The sequence below is a fragment of the Ruminococcus sp. YRD2003 genome, assembly GCA_900109435.1.
Lineage (GTDB): Bacteria > Bacillota > Clostridia > Oscillospirales > Ruminococcaceae > Ruminococcus > Ruminococcus flavefaciens_G.
The window spans coordinates 42,506-58,468 of the sequence record FNZT01000006.1 but is presented as its reverse complement, the minus strand read 5'-3'; the positions used below and the strand labels follow the sequence as shown (position 1 = coordinate 58,468).

Sequence of the window (15,963 nt, the reverse complement as noted above, 5' to 3'; positions counted from 1 at the left end):
AAACAACGAGTGTTGAACAAAACGCCAAATATCATTGTGCAAAACGGACAAATTTCGTAGAAAAACTTGATTCTTTTATTTTTTGTGGTATAATTAATTATATATATTATCCTGAGGAGGAGTTTATATGAAATTGAGAAAAGTTTTGGCGGCTGTAATGGCTTGCAGTATCGTATGCGGAGCTCCCGCGGCTATGGGGACATATCAGACAAACGGCTATATTACGGCTAATGCGGCAGATGAATCTAAAACTGTTTCGATTGAAAAGGACGGCTATACATATAAATTCGTAGTCTTTTCCGACCATGCGGTCTTGGAGCAAGTTGATGTTCCTGTCGACTTGAATGAGAAGAAAAACGTTACTCTTAATATACCAAGCAAAGCAGACAATGTGTCTGTTACCGCTATAGGAAACAAGAATAATTTGATACAGCAAGTCCACGATGAATTAGTTGGGGGATATTTTTTAGGAGATGTCACTATAAAAGTTCCCGATACTGTAACGACCATTAATGAGAGAGCTTTTCAAGGTATTTATTCTTTGAAAAGTGTGGAGCTGCCTGATTCTGTAAAAACTATCGGTAAAAATGCTTTTGGCAGTTGCTCTGGACTTGAAAGCATTGTTCTGCCCGAATCTGTAGAAGTGATAGGAAAAGAAGCCTTTTCTGCGTGTTCGCATTTGGAGTCTATCACTATTCTTAATCCTGATTGTATTATTTTTAAAATGGCAAAAACTATATCAGACGGGTTTAACGGTGAATTTAATGGAACAATTTGCGGATATAGCGGTTCTACGGCTGAAGCATATGCTAAACTATACGACAGGAAATTCAAATCTCTCGGTGAGGCTTCTGTAAAACCGACTTTCGGCGACCCGACAGGCGACGGAAAAATTGACGCAAAGGATTCATCATTCTTGCTCGTTGAATATGCTAAGCTCTCCACGGGCGGGGAATCGTCGCTGACAGAGGCTGAACAGAACGCCGCAGACATCAACAAGGACGGCAAGGCTGACGCAAAGGACGCATCCGCAATGCTGGGCTACTACGCTTACGTCTCGACAGGCGGTGCTGATACTATCGAGGTCTATCTCGGATATGAGGAAGCTAAAGATGTGCTTTTTGAGGCTGTTGAAAACCCTGACCCTGAATTTGACGGACTGAATTATGAATGGCCTGAACCATTTGGAACTATGGAACAGAGGATATATTATTACACACTCGATAACTTTAATCACATAACATCCGTTGAAAGCGATACACCATATCACTATTATCATTATAATATCTATTATTTTGACGCATATATGCATTATTTGGATTTCTACCATGATGCTAAACACACATGGTCTGATAAATGCCTGAGCTATACCAATGATTATGGAGACGAGGTCATTCTGTATCCCGATAAAAACTATCTCCGTTTCTATGGAATGGACTTTAGTTTTGATGAATCGGGCTATGAACCTGATAATAAGAATATAGCCATTCTAAGTAATGGACATGATTTCTTTAAGTATGATTGGGAGAAACTCAAGGATATTTGCGACGTCATTGTAGAAAATGCAAGGTGATATCTTTTTCAAAATCTTTTGTACTAATATGTGTAGGGGGTGCATTCGTGCGCCCCTACATTTTTGCCTCCGCAAACGATTGACACGGCGCCGCAAATGTGATAGAATTATTCTATTGACTGCAAAGGAGAATACTATGGATATTATACTTGCTTCCGCTTCGCCGCGAAGGCGAGAGCTGATGAAGCTCATAACCGAGGACTTCACCGCCGTTTCGGTCGACGCGGATGAGACTGTCCCCGAGGGCATCCCGCCTATGCTCGCCTCCGAGTATCTCGCCACTATAAAGGCACTCGGAGCTTCGCTGAAAAATCCCGATGCCGTTGTCATCGGCTGCGATACGACCGTCATCGCTGACGGTGAGATCCTCGGCAAGCCCGCCGATACAGAGCAGTGCCGCGGCTTTATGAAGCTCCTCTCGGGACGCACTCATCAGGTCGTGACAGGCGTAACGCTGATGTACGGCAGCTCTACCTCCTCCTTCTCGGAGACGACCGACGTTACCTTCCGCAAGCTTACTGCCGACGAGATAGAGGCGTACATCTCCTCCGACGAACCCTACGACAAGGCGGGCGGTTACGGCATTCAGGGCAGGGGAGCACTGCTCGTGGAGAAGATAAACGGCGACTATTTCAACGTGGTGGGACTTCCGGTTTCACGTCTGAATCAGGAACTGAATAATTTTATATCATCAATAAAGGAGTAATAATATGAACTCAACTGCATTCCACAACGCGGATATCCTTATCCCGAACGAGACCGTCGATATGAGCAAGTGGGCGGTCATCGCCTGCGACCAGTATACCAGCGAGCCCGAATACTGGGACGCGGTAAAGGCTGAGGTCGGTGCTGCACCTTCGACCCTGAGCCTTATACTTCCCGAGCTTTACCTCGAGGACAGCGACGTCGCACAGCGTATCGACGGGATACACAAGGCTATGGACAAGTACATAGCCGAAGGCATTTTCACCGAGTATAAGAACGCTATGGTCTACGTTGAACGCGTTCAGAGCAACGGCATTGTCCGCAAGGGACTTATCGGCGCGATAGACCTCGAAAAATATGACTTCTCCAAGGGCAGCACCTCTGAGGTGCGTGCTACGGAGGCTACCGTTATCGAGCGTATTCCGCCCAGAATAAAGGTGAGAAACGGTGCGCCTCTCGAGCTCCCGCACATTATGATACTCATAGATGACCCCGAGGACACCGTCATCGGCGCGCTTGACAAGTCCTCGATGAAGAAGCTCTACGATACCAAGCTCATGCAGAACGGCGGCAGCATCAGCGGCTACCTCGTGGACGAGGCGGCTCAGGAGAAGATAGATTCAGCGCTCACGGCTCTCGCGGAGCCCGACACCTTCAACAAGAAGTACGGCCTCAGCGGACAGCCCGTTCTCCTTTACGCTATGGGCGACGGCAACCACTCCCTCGCGACAGCCAAGGAGTTCTACGAGCAGCTGAAAAAGGCGAATCCCGACAAGGACTTCTCGAACCACCCTGCTCGCTTTGCTCTCGCGGAGATAGTTGACCTGCACAGCGAGGCTCTCAAGTTCGAGGCTATATACCGCCTTGTTTACGATGTTGACTGCGACAAGCTCATTGCGGGACTTACCGAATCTCTCGCTCTTTCCGAGGAGCCTTCCGCTCAGTGGGTGGACATCGTCTGCCGCGGAAATGAGAAGAAGCTCTACATCCACAATGCCACCTCAAACCTTTCGGTAGGCTCGCTCCAGAACTATCTCGACGGCTATATCAAGGCTAACGGCGGCAAGATAGACTATATCCACGGTATCGAGAACGTAAAGGCGCTCGCGGAGAAGCACAGCGGTATCGCTTTCATTCTTCCCGATATGGACAAGTCGGAGCTCTTCCCGACCGTCATCAAGGACGGCGCTCTCCCGAGAAAGACCTTCTCTATGGGTCACGCCGACGATAAGCGCTTTTACATCGAGGCAAGAAGGATAACCGAGTAAGCCTTTGTGCGGTGTTGTATAAATTGTTAGATGATGAAAACAAAAACTCTGACCAATTATTGCGGTCAGAGTTTTTTTGCTTGACAAAAACATAACACTGTGATAGAATATACCTGTACTAATACGGCTGATACAGTAAATGACCAACAGACATTTTTTTCAGCGGTATTTCGCAAAATTACTTTTTTGTAATAATACGTGAAAATATTGACAAACTCTAAAGTGTGTGATATAATTGTCAATATCAAGACGAAAGGAGTATTGTTCATATGAACAAAAACACTATTTTGAGAACCGCTGCAGCTTTATCCATATCTGCGGCACTTCTGTGCGGAGCTGCTTCGTGCGGGATCAACGACCTTATAAATATTCCTATTACTACATATACCGTCGAGCACACCGACGTCGAGAACTTTATAAGCGTTTCGGGTACCGTTGAAGGCTCGAATATCGTTAAGGTCACAAGCGACCTTACCGCTAAGGTAAAGACTCTGAATGTCGGCGTCGGCGACGCTGTCAAGGCGGGCGATGTGCTCTGTGTATTCGACAGCTCGGATTATCAGGAGCAGTATGATAAGCTCAAGGAGACTGCCGATAACTCGCAGGCGAGACAGGACAGCTTCCACGAGAAGAATCAGCGCGCTCTTCAGGATGCCAAGAGCCAGAAGACCGACCTTCTTAAAAAGGCTCAGCGCGGTATCGACAATGCTGTTTCTGCAAGAGATTCTGCTTATTCCAAGTATGATAAGCTCGGAAGAGAGGTAGATGAGGCATACGAGAAGTACGAAAATGAGACCGACAACGCTGCTGCCGCTATGCTCTATGAGCAGTACAAGGTCATATATGAGCAGTACGAGACTCTCGGCGACTCTCTCAGCCAGTACGATGAGGCTGTACAGTCTGCACGCGATGCCTACAACGACACTTCAAAGTCTGCTGACGCTGCTATACAGGCTGCTCAGGAGGCTATCGACGATGAGAAGTTCAGCACCGATAACACGGTACAGGATCAGCTTGATAAACTCAAGGAGAGCATAGACAAGTGTACTGTCAAGGCTACCAAGGACGGTGTCATCACTTCTCTGAGCATTGCCGAAGGAAGCTTCCCGACGACAGAGGCTCTCATGACGATCGAGGATACGACTTCGCTGAGGATAAACGTTTCCATCAACGAGGCTGATATTCTCAGCGTCAAGGAGGGACAGAAGGCTGTCATCACTACCACTGCTACGGGTGAAGAGGAGTTCACGGGCAAGGTAGAGCGCGTTGTCAACATCATGAGCGGTCAGTACACCAATGCGTATACAGGCACGAAGGAAGGCGGCGGCTACTCCGCGGAGATCGTTATCGACAGCGGTGCCGACAAGCTCCTCATCGGTATGACTGCAAAGGCTAAGATAATCCTCGACAAGAAGGAAAACGTGCTCGCTGTTCCCTATGATTCGATAAAGCAGAACGACGACGGCACATTCTCCGTCTTCATCGCCGAGAAGAACGGCGATAAGGGCTATAAGGCAAAGGAAGTAAAGGTCGAGAAGGGCATGGAGACAAATTACCTCACCGAGATAACTTCCTCCGAGCTCAGCGACGGCGATGTTATCCTTACCGACGTTTCCGCAAACGCCGTAACTGACGGAAAGGATGTTTCTATCGCAGAGCCATATACGGATCCCGACGAAAACAGTGGTGAGTAATATGGCAAGAAAACTGATAATGATGAGAAATATCATCAAGCGTTATTATATCGGTCAGCCGAATGAGCTGCAGATACTCAACGGCATCGACCTCGATATACACGAGGGTGAATTTGTTGCCATTGTCGGTGCTTCGGGTTCGGGCAAGAGTACGCTCATGAATATGATAGGCGCGCTCGACAGACCTACCGAGGGTACATATTTCCTCAACGACACCGACGTGAGCCGTCTTAACGACAAGCAGCTCAGCACGATAAGAAATAAGGAGATAGGATTCGTTTTCCAGACCTTTAACCTTATCCCAAGAGCTAATGCACTTAAAAATGTTGAGCTTCCCATGCTCTATGCGGGCATGAAGAAGAAGGAGCGTCAGGAGCGCGCTATGGAGCTCCTGAAGCTCGTAGATATGCAGGACAGATACACGCATAAGCCGAACGAGCTCTCGGGCGGTCAGAAACAGCGTGTAGCCATCGCAAGAGCTATGGCAAACGATCCGTCGATAATTCTCGCCGACGAGCCTACGGGCGCTCTCGACAGCAAGACGGGACATATGGTAATGGATATTTTCCACAGGCTTCACGATGAGGAGGGCAAGACTATCGTCCTCATCACTCACAGCCCCGAGCTTGCCGCTGAAACAGAACGTATCGTTACTATAAGCGACGGCTCGATAATTTCGGATACGGGCGATAAGAATAAGGAAAAGCCTGATGCTTTGAACAGTGAAACGGAGGTGAGCGCTGAATGAACCTCTGGGAAAACCTTAAAATGGCACTTAGCTCCATAATGGCTAACAAGCTGCGCTCACTGCTGACGATGATAGGTATAATCATCGGTATCTGCGCTGTTATCACGATAACAACGCTCGGAACGACACTTCGCTCGACTATCACGACAACGCTCAACTCTCTCGGCTCGAACGTAATGGAGGTATATGTGTCGCCAAAACCGAGTGTCGACTCTGACGTCGCTTATGATTCGATTTCACCTGACGACTTCATCACGTATTCACAGGTCGAGAAGCTCGTCAAGGAATATCCCGATATACGCATAGCTGAATCGAATTACGTCTGCGAAGCATCCAGCAAGAATTCTCTCGGCAAAGACGTCGGGACAAAGATAACAGGCGCCTATAACGGTACTCTCGACAACGATGGTTCGAGACTGCTTGCAGGACGTATGATATCCATGGACGATGTTTCTAAGAAGAAGTACACCTGCGTGGTAACGAATGTTTTTGTGCGGCAGTATTTCAAGAACCATGAGGAGCCGATAGGACAGACCATCAAGCTGGTCGCTGCTGATAACGGACTTCCGTATGAGTTCACAATTGTCGGAGTATGCAACTATAATTCTTTGTTTTCAGGCGTAGCCATGGGCAGGGAGGAGGATATCAAAACTCCCGTTTATATCCCCAATTCCGTAGCGAAAGAGATGCAGGGCAGCTACGGCGAGGAGAGATATATGTACTGGCTGCTCTCGTTTGACCCCAAGACTGACGGCAAGATTGCCAAGGCTAATGTTGCAGCGTTCTTTGAGAAGGAATATCCCGCAAACAAAAACTTCGAGACACTCGTATTCAGCAATCAGGATACAATGAAGATAATCGACATCGTCATCAATGTCATCACCATCTTCGTAGCGGTAATCGCTTCTATCTCGCTCATCGTAGGCGGCGTCGGAGTTATGAACATCATGCTTGTAAGCGTCACCGAGCGTACCCGCGAGATAGGTATCCGCAAGGCACTAGGCGCAAAGAAGTCTACTATCAAGCTCCAGTTCGTTACCGAGGCTATGATAATGTGCCTTATCGGCGGTCTTATCGGCTTGTTCCTCGGTCTGTTCAACGGCTTCCTCGCGGGAGTTATCGCGAACCTCATCATCGGAAGTATCCCGACGGCTAAGCAGGTGCTCGGCACTATAACTATGGTACCTTCGCCGCTGGCTATCGTGGTCTCTATCATCTTCTCCATGCTCACGGGCGTGTTCTTCGGATATTACCCTGCAAGCAAGGCTGCAAAGATGAATCCTATAGACGCACTGCGTTACGACTGATACAAAAAAACCGATGCTTTTGCATCGGTTTTTTGCTTATATGATATAGAACCATGTTTCGTCCTGCGTGAGCTCGGTCTGCTGGACAGGCTTATCCGACGAGAAGTTCACGCGAAGTTCGGGATTTTTTATGCTGACCCTTGCTCCCGCAGGGACTGACTTTGTGATGAACGCATTGCCTCCGATGACAGCGTCGTGTCCGATGACAGTTTCGCCGCCGAGTATGGACGCTCCCGAATATATCGTGACGTTGTCTTCTATGGTGGGGTGACGCTTGCGGTTTTTCAGAAGCTGTCCTCCGCGTGTGGAAAGAGCTCCGAGAGTAACGCCCTGATAAATCTTGACATTGTCGCCTATCTTTGTCGTTTCGCCGATAACTATGCCCGTGCCGTGGTCGATGAAGAAGTATTTGCCTATTGAGGCGCCAGGGTGTATGTCTATGCCCGTGACGCTGTGGGCGTGCTCTGTCATGATGCGCGGGATGAGCGGTACGCCGAGCAGGTGAAGCTCATGGGCGATGCGGTTGACGAGTATTGCGAACAGACCCGGATATGAGAAGATTATCTCCTCTTTGTTGAAGGCGGCGGGGTCTCCGCTGAAGGCTGCCTCGACATCTGTTGCGATGTAGTCGCGTATCTTTGGCAGCTTCTCGAGAAAGTCGAGCGTGATCTCCTTTGCAGACTGCTCTATTTCGCACTGCGGCGCGTTCTCGTACTTGGGATTGTAGCGCAGCACGACCGATATCTGCTGCGAGAGATTGTGTATGATGTCCTCAAGCTGCACGGCTATATTGCTTCTTACCGTATATAAGTGGAAGCGGTCGTTCTTGTAGTAGCCTGGGTAGATGATGTTGCGAAGCCGCAGGATGATCGCGATGACTTTTTCCTTGTCGGGGTGGTCGAATGCAACGGTCTTGTCTATCGTTCGGTTGTGACCGTAGTCGTCTATGAGTGTATCTACGAGGTGGTTTATCCTGTCCTCAAGTTTGTGAGACATATGCGGTTCCTCCTTGTAATGCCTATCGTTTCACTATATTATATCACATAATCATAAAAAATGCAACAGGCGCGGAGGCAAAGCTGCGTTTTTTGTCTTAATGATAGATATTCTTGCAGGATTGTACAGACCAAGTATTCAGATTTGTAAGTACAACTGACCAAATATTGTGGAAGGGGCTGACGGTGATTAGCCGAGAGCAGCATAAATTTAAGGATTTTTTTCACTTACATCAGGAAAAAATAGCAAGAAATAACCGATTCAAAATTATACAGCAAAAAATGACTTGAATTATTCATAAAAACGTAATAAAATATGTACAGAATCTGCGTAGGGGAGGGACACAGAGAAGGGCTCTGCGCCCGACGCGGTATGATTCTATCATTTAATGAAAGGAATGATTCACATGAGATTGAACGGTATCAGACGCTTTGTGAGCGGTGTGGTCGCTGGATTCGTTTGTATGTCGTCCGTCAGCCTCGGCGGACTGATGAGCGCGCACGCTGACAAGGTATTGCAGACAAGCCCGAGCCATACTCAGGATACAGGTACCTACAACGGCTACCACCACGAGATATGGCAGGCGGACACTCCTAACTCGTCCACTATGACGCTCTATGACAACGGAGGCGGCTTCGGAACGAGCTGGAAGTGCGGTCCTAACGGCTCGAGAGGAAACTTCCTCGCTCGCCGCGGACTCTTCTACGGACTCAACAACCCCAAGCACTGGCAGGATTACGGCGGATTCACCTGCGATTTCGATTGCAGCTGGTCGGCAGGTTCCTCGGGTAACTCGCGTATCTGCATTTACGGCTGGACTCAGAATCCTCTCGTTGAGTTCTACATCATCGAGGACTGGAAAAACTGGCGTCCGACTTCAAACAACGCTAAGCAGGTAACTATTGACGGCAGCGTTTACGATGTATTCACAAACCCAATGAATTCCTACACTATCGAGGGAAACAAGGCTTTCACACAGTACATCAGCGTTCGCCGCGATACAAGAACAAAGGGTACTATCAGCATTTCCAAGCACTTCGAGGCTTGGGAGTCCCTCGGCATGAAGATGGGCGGTCTCTATGAGGTAGCCTTCAACGTTGAGGGCTGGGAGAGCGACGGTCAGGCTGACGTTAAGACACTCAACATCACAGAGACTATCCCTCCCGACCACGATGACCCCGTTGATCCTCCCAAGGCTGACGCGAACGGCGACTTCCTCACCGAGAATTTCGAGAACGGTAAGGGCGACTTCGCAGGCAGAGGCAACGGCACTTCTGTTTCCGTAGACAATAAGAATTACTACGACGGCAGCAGCTCGCTCAAGGCTTCCAACAGAGGCGATAACTGGCACGGCGCTGCTATCAAGCTTGATTCCTCTGTTTTAGCTCCCGGTCAGACCTACAGCATCAGTGCAGCGGGTCTCCAGCAGAGCGGCTCGTCCACAACTCTCAAGCTCTCCCTCGAGTACACATCAGGCGGCACTCAGGATTGGGCTGACGTTGCTAAGGAGACCGCTAAGAGCGGCGAGTGGACTAAGCTCGAGAACACTTCGTTCACTGTTCCCTCAGGCGCTTCAAGCATGACTCTCTACATCGAAGCTCCCGACAGCCTCACAGACCTCTGGATAGATTCTCTCCAGATTTCCGAGAAAGGCAAGGCTTCTTCCGTAAAGACAGGCGGCGGTACAGTTGACGGTTCTTCCGTTCCCACTGTTACTACTGCTACAAGCAGCTATTCCGATCCCACAACTACACAGGCAGTTATCTCTTCTCCCGAGGGTATCGCTGCTCATCAGAACAACAATTACACTTACGACAAGAACGGTACAGGTTTCAAGGACTACTACGGCGAATGCTTCCGTCTCGGTACGGCTGTTAATGCCCGCAATATCCAGAACCCGCAGGTTCAGCAGTTCATCAAGCAGAACTTCAACTCTATCACTTGTGAGAACGAGATGAAGCCCGATTCTATCTGCGACCGCAGCCGTTCATCAGGCGACAACATCGCTATCAACCTCTCTTCAGCTGCTCCTATCCTCAAGTTCTGCGAGGAGAACGGCATCGGTCTCCGCGGTCATACTTTCGTATGGTACTCGCAGACTCCAGGCTGGATCTTCAGAGAGAATTTCAGCGATAACGGCGCTATGGTTTCTCCCGAGCGCATGAACAAGCGCCTCGAGAGCATGATCAAGAACACTTTTGATACTATCAAGAGAGATTATCCTAACCTTAAGCTTTACTCATATGATGTCTGCAACGAGCTCTTCAAGAACGACGGCGGCGGATTCCGCGGAGACGGCGGCGAGTATTCAAACTGGTGGAGCTGCTACCACAGCGACGAGTTCGTTATCAACGCATTCAAGTATGCGAGACAGTACGCTCCCGAGGGCTGCAAGCTCTACATGAACGACTATAACGAGTACTTCATGAAGAAGCGCGACGACCTCTACAAGATGGCTAAGAAGATACAGGCAGCAGGCGATTATATCGACGGTATCGGTATGCAGTCTCATATGCACGCTGCTGACTTCGGTAAATCGGGCAGCGCTACAAAGTCTACTGACAACAAGTTCGGCACTTACGCTGACGCTATCGACCTCTTCAACAGCCTCGGTCTCGACGTTCAGATAACTGAGCTCGACGTTACAAACTGTGCTGACCAGAAGGGTGCTGACCTCTTCGTTGACATCTTCAGACAGGCAGCTATCCGTCACAACAATATCTCAAGCGTTACACTCTGGGGTCACTGCGACTCTGCAAGCTGGAGAAATAGTTACGAGGACGGCGGTAAGCCCCTTCCTTTCGACGGCAACTGCCAGCCTAAGTCATTCTACAAGGACATCATTGCTATCCCTGCTCAGGTTTTAGCAGCAGAGAAGCAGACGACAACTACTTCAACTACAACAACCACAACTACTACCACAACAACTACAACAACTACTACCACCACAACAACTACTACAACTACTACAGAAGAGCCGACTACTACTACAACTACTAAGGAAACAACTACTACCACAACCACTACAACAGCTACAACTGCTGCTCCCGCTGATGCTGACTACGGCGACGCTAACCTCGATGGTAAGATAAGCGTTGCTGATGCTGTAGCGATACTCCAGCACCTCGGCAACCGCGATAAGTACGGTCTCAAGGCTCAGGGTCTGATAAACGCTGACGTTGACGGCAACGAGGGCGTTACTGCTAAGGACGCTCTGGTCATCCAGCAGGTCGATGCAGGTACTTACAGACAGTCTGACCTTCCTCTGAAAGGTTAATTGAAAAGTGAAATGACATCAAAACGGAGCGGCTTTTATGCCGCTCCGTTTTTTGGTTGTATCCCGAACCCCCCTGGCTCTGCGAGGGGGGTTCGGGATAAAAAAATTCGCGGCTCAGAAAACTGAACCGCGAAATTGTGTACGCCTGCTTGGCGTGGAGGCGCCACCCAGATTTGAACTGGGGAATCAGGGTGTTGCAGACCCTTGCCTTACCACTTGGCTATAGCGCCGTTGGAGCGGATTACGAGGCTCGAACTCGCTACCTCCACCTTGGCAAGGTGGCGCTCTACCAGATGAGCTAAATCCGCATTGGCGACCCGGATGAGGCTCGAACTCACGACCTCTAGCGTGACAGGCTAGCGTTCTAACCAACTGAACTACCGGGCCAATGGTGGGGACTATAGGGCTCGAACCTATGACCCTCTGCTTGTAAGGCAGATGCTCTCCCAGCTGAGCTAAACCCCCGACCGTATTTGTCGCCTGACGACTTGTATATTATACCACGTCCCGGGCATTTTGTCAAGCGTTTTTTTTCATTTTTTCAAAAAAATTTTTTGAGACCTCATACACTCAATCATATGCATTACTTTGGTGTAAAATTACTCTTTTTTCCGCCATATAAAAGGGGAGAGCAGACATTGCTGCTCTCCCTTTTGACTTTCGGCTGTTTTTATGCTATCGGCAGGTCTTTCTCTGTGAGCATTCCTGCATCTATTTTCTGGATAGTATATGCGTCCATTGCTGTTACGCCGTCCTTGCCGCCGCATACGTCCGCATTGATGAGCCCCTGCGGTTTCAGTCCGTACTTGTCCTTGTTGCCGAGGTGCTGGAGGATAGCGACTGCGTCTGCGATAGAGACCTTTTCGTCGAGGTTGGCGTCTCCGTAGAGTGTCTCGTCGGCGGCTGTTGCAGTCGTCGTGGTCTCTGTGGTCGTCTCCTCGTATGTAGTGGGAGTCTCTGTCGTGGTGGTCGTTTCCTCGGTCGTTGTAGTGGTAGTCGTCTCTGTAGTCGTTGTAGTAGTCTCGGTCGTTGAAGTAGTTGTTTCTGCGGGCTTTTCTGCCGCAAAGGCTGTGTAGTTCATGCACGCGCCGCTCATGCCATTGGTGCCGAGAGTGAGCGTTCCGCCCTCATTCAGCTCCTTGGCATAGAGTGTGAATGCCTTTATCGACTCGCCGTCGTTGACTTCTACTACGTCATTCATGCGCTGGAAGCTTCCGAGCCATGAAGGAGGATTCTCGACGCGCTGGTCGAGTGCGACATAGACCGTGATATCCTTAGCCGCTGTGATAACTGCGAGGTCGGAGTCCGTCTTCTTGGAGTCGCACGCTGTGAGTATCTGCTCGCCGCCTGCAATGTAAGAGGGGAGAGAAGCGATAGTGTGCTCGCGGTCTGCGAATGCCTTATCGCCCGAATTCACATTCTCTTTGATGTTCCAGAGGAAGCCGTAGGAAGCGTCCTTGGGTTCGAGCTTGCTTATGAGCGTGCTCTTTATGCCTTCCTCGGGCTGGTCGGGACCCTGTCCCTGCTGACCCTGCGATACACTGCCAGCATTGTACGCCTTCTGCTGCATACGGCCTGCGAGGTCGATGACAGATGCCTTTGCCTGATCGGGAGTCTGAGCGGAATAGCTGTACATATTGAGGTCGAAGTTGTCGTAGCCGTCGCCGCCTGCTTTGAGGTTGCCTATCTGAGCTGCTTCGTTTCGGCTGCTGACTATCTTGTATGCGAGACCGCTGCCCATTGAGCAGCTGTCGAACTTGTCGTTGTAGGACTTGATAGTTCCCGAGTAAGCGTCGCTGCCCATGTTTACAGCATCGAGCGGGAGATTTGTCTTCTCGAAGTAATTTGCTTCCGAGAACACCTTTGAGTTGTATGAAGCTCCGATACCGTACTGCTTGTTTGTTGTGAAGTAGTTGTTGAAGCTGTGGATATGTGCGTTTCTCGCGCGCGGATTACGTGATTCCGTATTGTTGAACCAGTTGTGGTGGTAGGTTATCCAGTCCTGCATATGAGTCGTACCGCCGCCGACGAGTGAAGTCTTATGGCAGTCCTTGTAAACGTTATATGAAATCGTAACATATTCTGTCCACTTGATATCTGTCGAGCCGTCGCCGTCAGCCTTATCCGCATCGACGGTGCCGTTGCCTGCATAGGCGTTATAGCCTGATTCGATGCTGTTGTTGTGTATCCACATATGTGATGACTTGTTATCGGACGAACCTGTCATGGAGATACCGTCATCGGGGTATTTGCCGAGCCAGAGATTACGAACCTCGCAGCTCTTGCTGCGCTTCATTTCAAATCCCCATTTATCGAGGTTTGCGTCATATCCGATACCCTCGATGGTAACATTCTCAGCATTCTGGAGATAGAGCATACTTGAACCGTCGTTCTGCTTGCCGTCGTTAGCCTTTGCTCCCGAGGGAACTCCGATAGTGCCGATGAATCGGAACACTACGTTTGAAGGCTTCGCACTGTAAAAGATGTCATAAAGTCCTGTTTTTCCGCCATAGGTTATGGTGTCCTTGTTGGCGTTGGTGACGTAGATGACGGTAACGCCGGATTTTAGGGTGCCGTCGTCATTATAGGCTCCCACACCCTTGTAATTGTAGTGAGCATATCCGCTGCGGTCGAAAGCCATAGTTGTGACTGTGCATACTGCCGAGCCGCCCGAGCCTTCGAGCTTTATGTCATATTTGGTATTGCCCTTGAGCCCGGGGATATCAACGCGATTATTGCGGATAAGCTGCGAATCAACGGGCGTGAATGAGCCTGTGCCCGACTGTGCGAAGCTTACTTTTACATTGCTGCCGAGCTTGGAGCTGTCCCACTCGACGAACGCCTCCTCGAACCAGCCTCCGCAGAGCTTGACAGCATCGGAAACCGAGGGATTATCGGGCTGCTGAGGCTGCTGTCCGCTGCCGTTGATGTAGGAGGGAGTCCAGTTGTTCATATAGTTTATGATGTTGATATTTGCTGCGTCGCTGTCGGAGACGGTATGACCCTTTCGCTGTGAGAGGTCGACACGCTGACCGTTAGCGAGCTTTGTGCCGTTCTCCTTGAAGCCGTTGACTGTCTCGGGCTGAACGCCGCTCATGGAGTACCAGCCCTCGGCGCGTATCATGTTGCCGTTCTGGAGGGTGGTGTTCACGAAGAGCACCTTCGCGTCCTGACCCCACGGTCTGCCGAGGTAGCCTGGGGTAACAGCGAGCTGTGTGCTGCCTGTTACCTTGCAGTCCTTGAAGAGGTAGCCCGTGTAATTGGTGATGCTGCCGCTTCTTGCTGCTGTGATGTAGCCGCCTGTAGTGCCCGAGCTGTAGCCCTTCCAGCGCAGCTCACAGCTGTCGAATACGGCGTTGCTGCCGCCGAATATGTAGTCGGTCTGTCCTTCGATAACGCAGTTTTTGTAATACTGCGGTGCTCCGCCCGTGTAGAGCGTGTCCTGACTGGACAGGAACTTACAGTTCAGGAATTCGCAGTATGAGGTATCGGCTGACAAAGCAGCTGCACGCTCGGTATAAGCCTTTGACTTCACGTCAACGCCCTGATTGCGCTGTACGGTGAGCGTCTCATTTGTACATTCAACGCCGTCTGCGAGCTCTTCATTCGTGATATAGCGGTTGAAGGAGTTCTCGAACACGATGTTCTGCGCCTTGAAGTTCGTTGCCTTGGGCCAGAGCTGTACAGTAGCGCCCCAGCGGTAGTTCGCGACGTTCTTGCCCGATTTTGAAGCTGCAAGTGAAGCGTCATAATAGCCCTTGGAGTTGGCGCTGTAGTACTTGTAGCCTATGCCGTAGTACCATGTGAGGACAGCGTCGCCCTTCTGCGGCTCGTCATTGACGAATGAGATGTATGGCGTCTGTACCACTACCTGCTGGCGGTAAGTACCTGGAGCGATGTGGATAGTCACGCGGCTGTTCTCGTTTGAGGGATTGAGGCTTGCCGCCTTGTTTACGGCGTCCTGAACAGTTGAGAAGTTGTTTGCCTTGCCTGTATAGCCTACATACAGGTCAGTGCCCGCGGCGCTGGCAGTCCTCTGCGGGAAGGCGAGGAGCTGACTTACCAGCATACACACGACGGCAAAAACTGCCACAACAGTCAGAGTTTGTTTTCTTGCTCTGCTGTTCATAATAATACTCCTTTTCCATATGCTTATTTGGATAAATTAAACAATTTATCCTCTCGAAAGCATACTATTTATCATATTATATCATAATGTGAACAGCTTGTAAATGACTTTTTGTGCTATGAGACTGATTTTTTATACACAGTACGCCCCTGAGTGGCAGCAAAAAGGGAGCACCGAAGGGGAGCCCCCTTTGGCGGTTTCGCAGGATACCAAATATGAGCCGTTACTTTACGGCTCGGTAGCCCACTTTTTTCCGCTAAGGAGAG

The 15,963-nt window shown here is 49.8% G+C and carries 9 protein-coding genes and 4 tRNA genes; 7 read left to right on the top strand and 6 right to left on the bottom strand.

Translation table 11 applies throughout. The features are described 5' to 3' along the window. The first annotated feature begins 127 nt into the window (after nt 1-127). The 6 genes from BMX22_RS05545 to BMX22_RS05520 all read left to right on the top strand — a co-directional run bounded on the left by BMX22_RS05545 (nt 128) and on the right by BMX22_RS05520 (nt 7,295). On the top strand, nt 128-1,573 hold the full coding sequence (locus BMX22_RS05545; RefSeq protein ID WP_074741433.1) for a leucine-rich repeat protein: 1,446 nt from the start codon (nt 128-130) through the stop codon (nt 1,571-1,573). A 136-nt stretch (nt 1,574-1,709) separates the two neighbouring features. After that, nucleotides 1,710-2,279: a Maf family protein gene (locus BMX22_RS05540; protein WP_074741431.1), complete on the top strand. Its 570-nt coding sequence runs from the start codon at nt 1,710-1,712 to the stop codon at nt 2,277-2,279. Nucleotides 2,280-2,283: 4 nt separating this feature from the next. Then, entirely contained in the window at nt 2,284-3,546 is a 1,263-nt protein-coding gene (locus tag BMX22_RS05535) for a DUF1015 domain-containing protein (RefSeq protein WP_074741429.1), read from the top strand. Nucleotides 3,547-3,815: 269 nt separating this feature from the next. Then, nucleotides 3,816-5,240 carry an efflux RND transporter periplasmic adaptor subunit gene (locus BMX22_RS05530; RefSeq protein WP_074741427.1) on the top strand — a complete coding sequence of 475 codons (1,425 nt, stop codon included), beginning with the start codon at nt 3,816-3,818 and terminating at the stop codon, nt 5,238-5,240. A 1-nt stretch (nt 5,241) separates the two neighbouring features. Then, nucleotides 5,242-5,988, top strand: a complete 747-nt coding sequence (locus BMX22_RS05525; protein ID WP_074741425.1) for an ABC transporter ATP-binding protein — start codon at nt 5,242-5,244, stop codon at nt 5,986-5,988. Continuing rightward, on the top strand, nt 5,985-7,295 hold the full coding sequence (locus tag BMX22_RS05520; RefSeq protein ID WP_074741423.1) for an ABC transporter permease: 1,311 nt from the start codon (nt 5,985-5,987) through the stop codon (nt 7,293-7,295). The genes BMX22_RS05525 and BMX22_RS05520 overlap by 4 nt, the downstream gene beginning before the upstream one ends. A gap of 36 nt (nt 7,296-7,331) precedes the next feature. Here the strand turns inward: BMX22_RS05520 and epsC are convergent, their stop codons facing one another. Next, on the bottom strand, nt 7,332-8,291 hold the full coding sequence (gene epsC / locus BMX22_RS05515) for a serine O-acetyltransferase EpsC (protein WP_074741421.1): 960 nt from the start codon (nt 8,289-8,291) through the stop codon (nt 7,332-7,334). Nucleotides 8,292-8,697: 406 nt separating this feature from the next. Here epsC and BMX22_RS05510 point away from each other — a divergent pair, with 406 nt between their 5' ends. After that, nucleotides 8,698-11,568 carry an endo-1,4-beta-xylanase gene (locus BMX22_RS05510; RefSeq protein ID WP_074741419.1) on the top strand — a complete coding sequence of 957 codons (2,871 nt, stop codon included), beginning with the start codon at nt 8,698-8,700 and terminating at the stop codon, nt 11,566-11,568. A 155-nt stretch (nt 11,569-11,723) separates the two neighbouring features. On the opposite strand, the gene BMX22_RS05505 is transcribed toward BMX22_RS05510, so the two are convergent. From BMX22_RS05505 to BMX22_RS16360, 5 genes are all read right to left on the bottom strand, one after another. Continuing rightward, a tRNA-Cys gene (locus tag BMX22_RS05505) sits at nt 11,724-11,798 on the bottom strand. A 2-nt stretch (nt 11,799-11,800) separates the two neighbouring features. Continuing rightward, nucleotides 11,801-11,876 (bottom strand) — tRNA-Gly (locus BMX22_RS05500). A gap of 2 nt (nt 11,877-11,878) precedes the next feature. Then, a tRNA-Asp gene (locus tag BMX22_RS05495) sits at nt 11,879-11,955 on the bottom strand. A gap of 2 nt (nt 11,956-11,957) precedes the next feature. Further along, nucleotides 11,958-12,033: transfer RNA gene (locus BMX22_RS05490), tRNA-Val, on the bottom strand. 205 nt (nt 12,034-12,238) lie between these two features. Beyond that, a complete protein-coding gene (locus BMX22_RS16360; RefSeq protein ID WP_074741417.1) occupies nt 12,239-15,697 on the bottom strand; it encodes a pectinesterase family protein in 3,459 nt (1,152 codons plus the stop codon). Between the last annotated feature and the right edge of the window lie 266 nt (nt 15,698-15,963).

Excerpts from the sequence above, each read along its gene's own strand:
- BMX22_RS05545 (WP_074741433.1), top strand. The coding sequence starts at position 128 with ATGAAATTGAGAAAAGTTTTGGCGGCTGTAATGGCTTGCAGTATCGTA.
- BMX22_RS05540 (WP_074741431.1), top strand. The coding sequence starts at position 1,710 with ATGGATATTATACTTGCTTCCGCTTCGCCGCGAAGGCGAGAGCTGATG.
- BMX22_RS05535 (WP_074741429.1), top strand. The coding sequence starts at position 2,284 with ATGAACTCAACTGCATTCCACAACGCGGATATCCTTATCCCGAACGAG.
- BMX22_RS05530 (WP_074741427.1), top strand. The coding sequence starts at position 3,816 with ATGAACAAAAACACTATTTTGAGAACCGCTGCAGCTTTATCCATATCT.
- BMX22_RS05525 (WP_074741425.1), top strand. The coding sequence starts at position 5,242 with ATGGCAAGAAAACTGATAATGATGAGAAATATCATCAAGCGTTATTAT.
- BMX22_RS05520 (WP_074741423.1), top strand. The coding sequence starts at position 5,985 with ATGAACCTCTGGGAAAACCTTAAAATGGCACTTAGCTCCATAATGGCT.
- epsC (WP_074741421.1), bottom strand. The coding sequence starts at position 8,291 with ATGTCTCACAAACTTGAGGACAGGATAAACCACCTCGTAGATACACTC.
- BMX22_RS05510 (WP_074741419.1), top strand. The coding sequence starts at position 8,698 with ATGAGATTGAACGGTATCAGACGCTTTGTGAGCGGTGTGGTCGCTGGA.
- BMX22_RS16360 (WP_074741417.1), bottom strand. The coding sequence starts at position 15,697 with ATGAACAGCAGAGCAAGAAAACAAACTCTGACTGTTGTGGCAGTTTTT.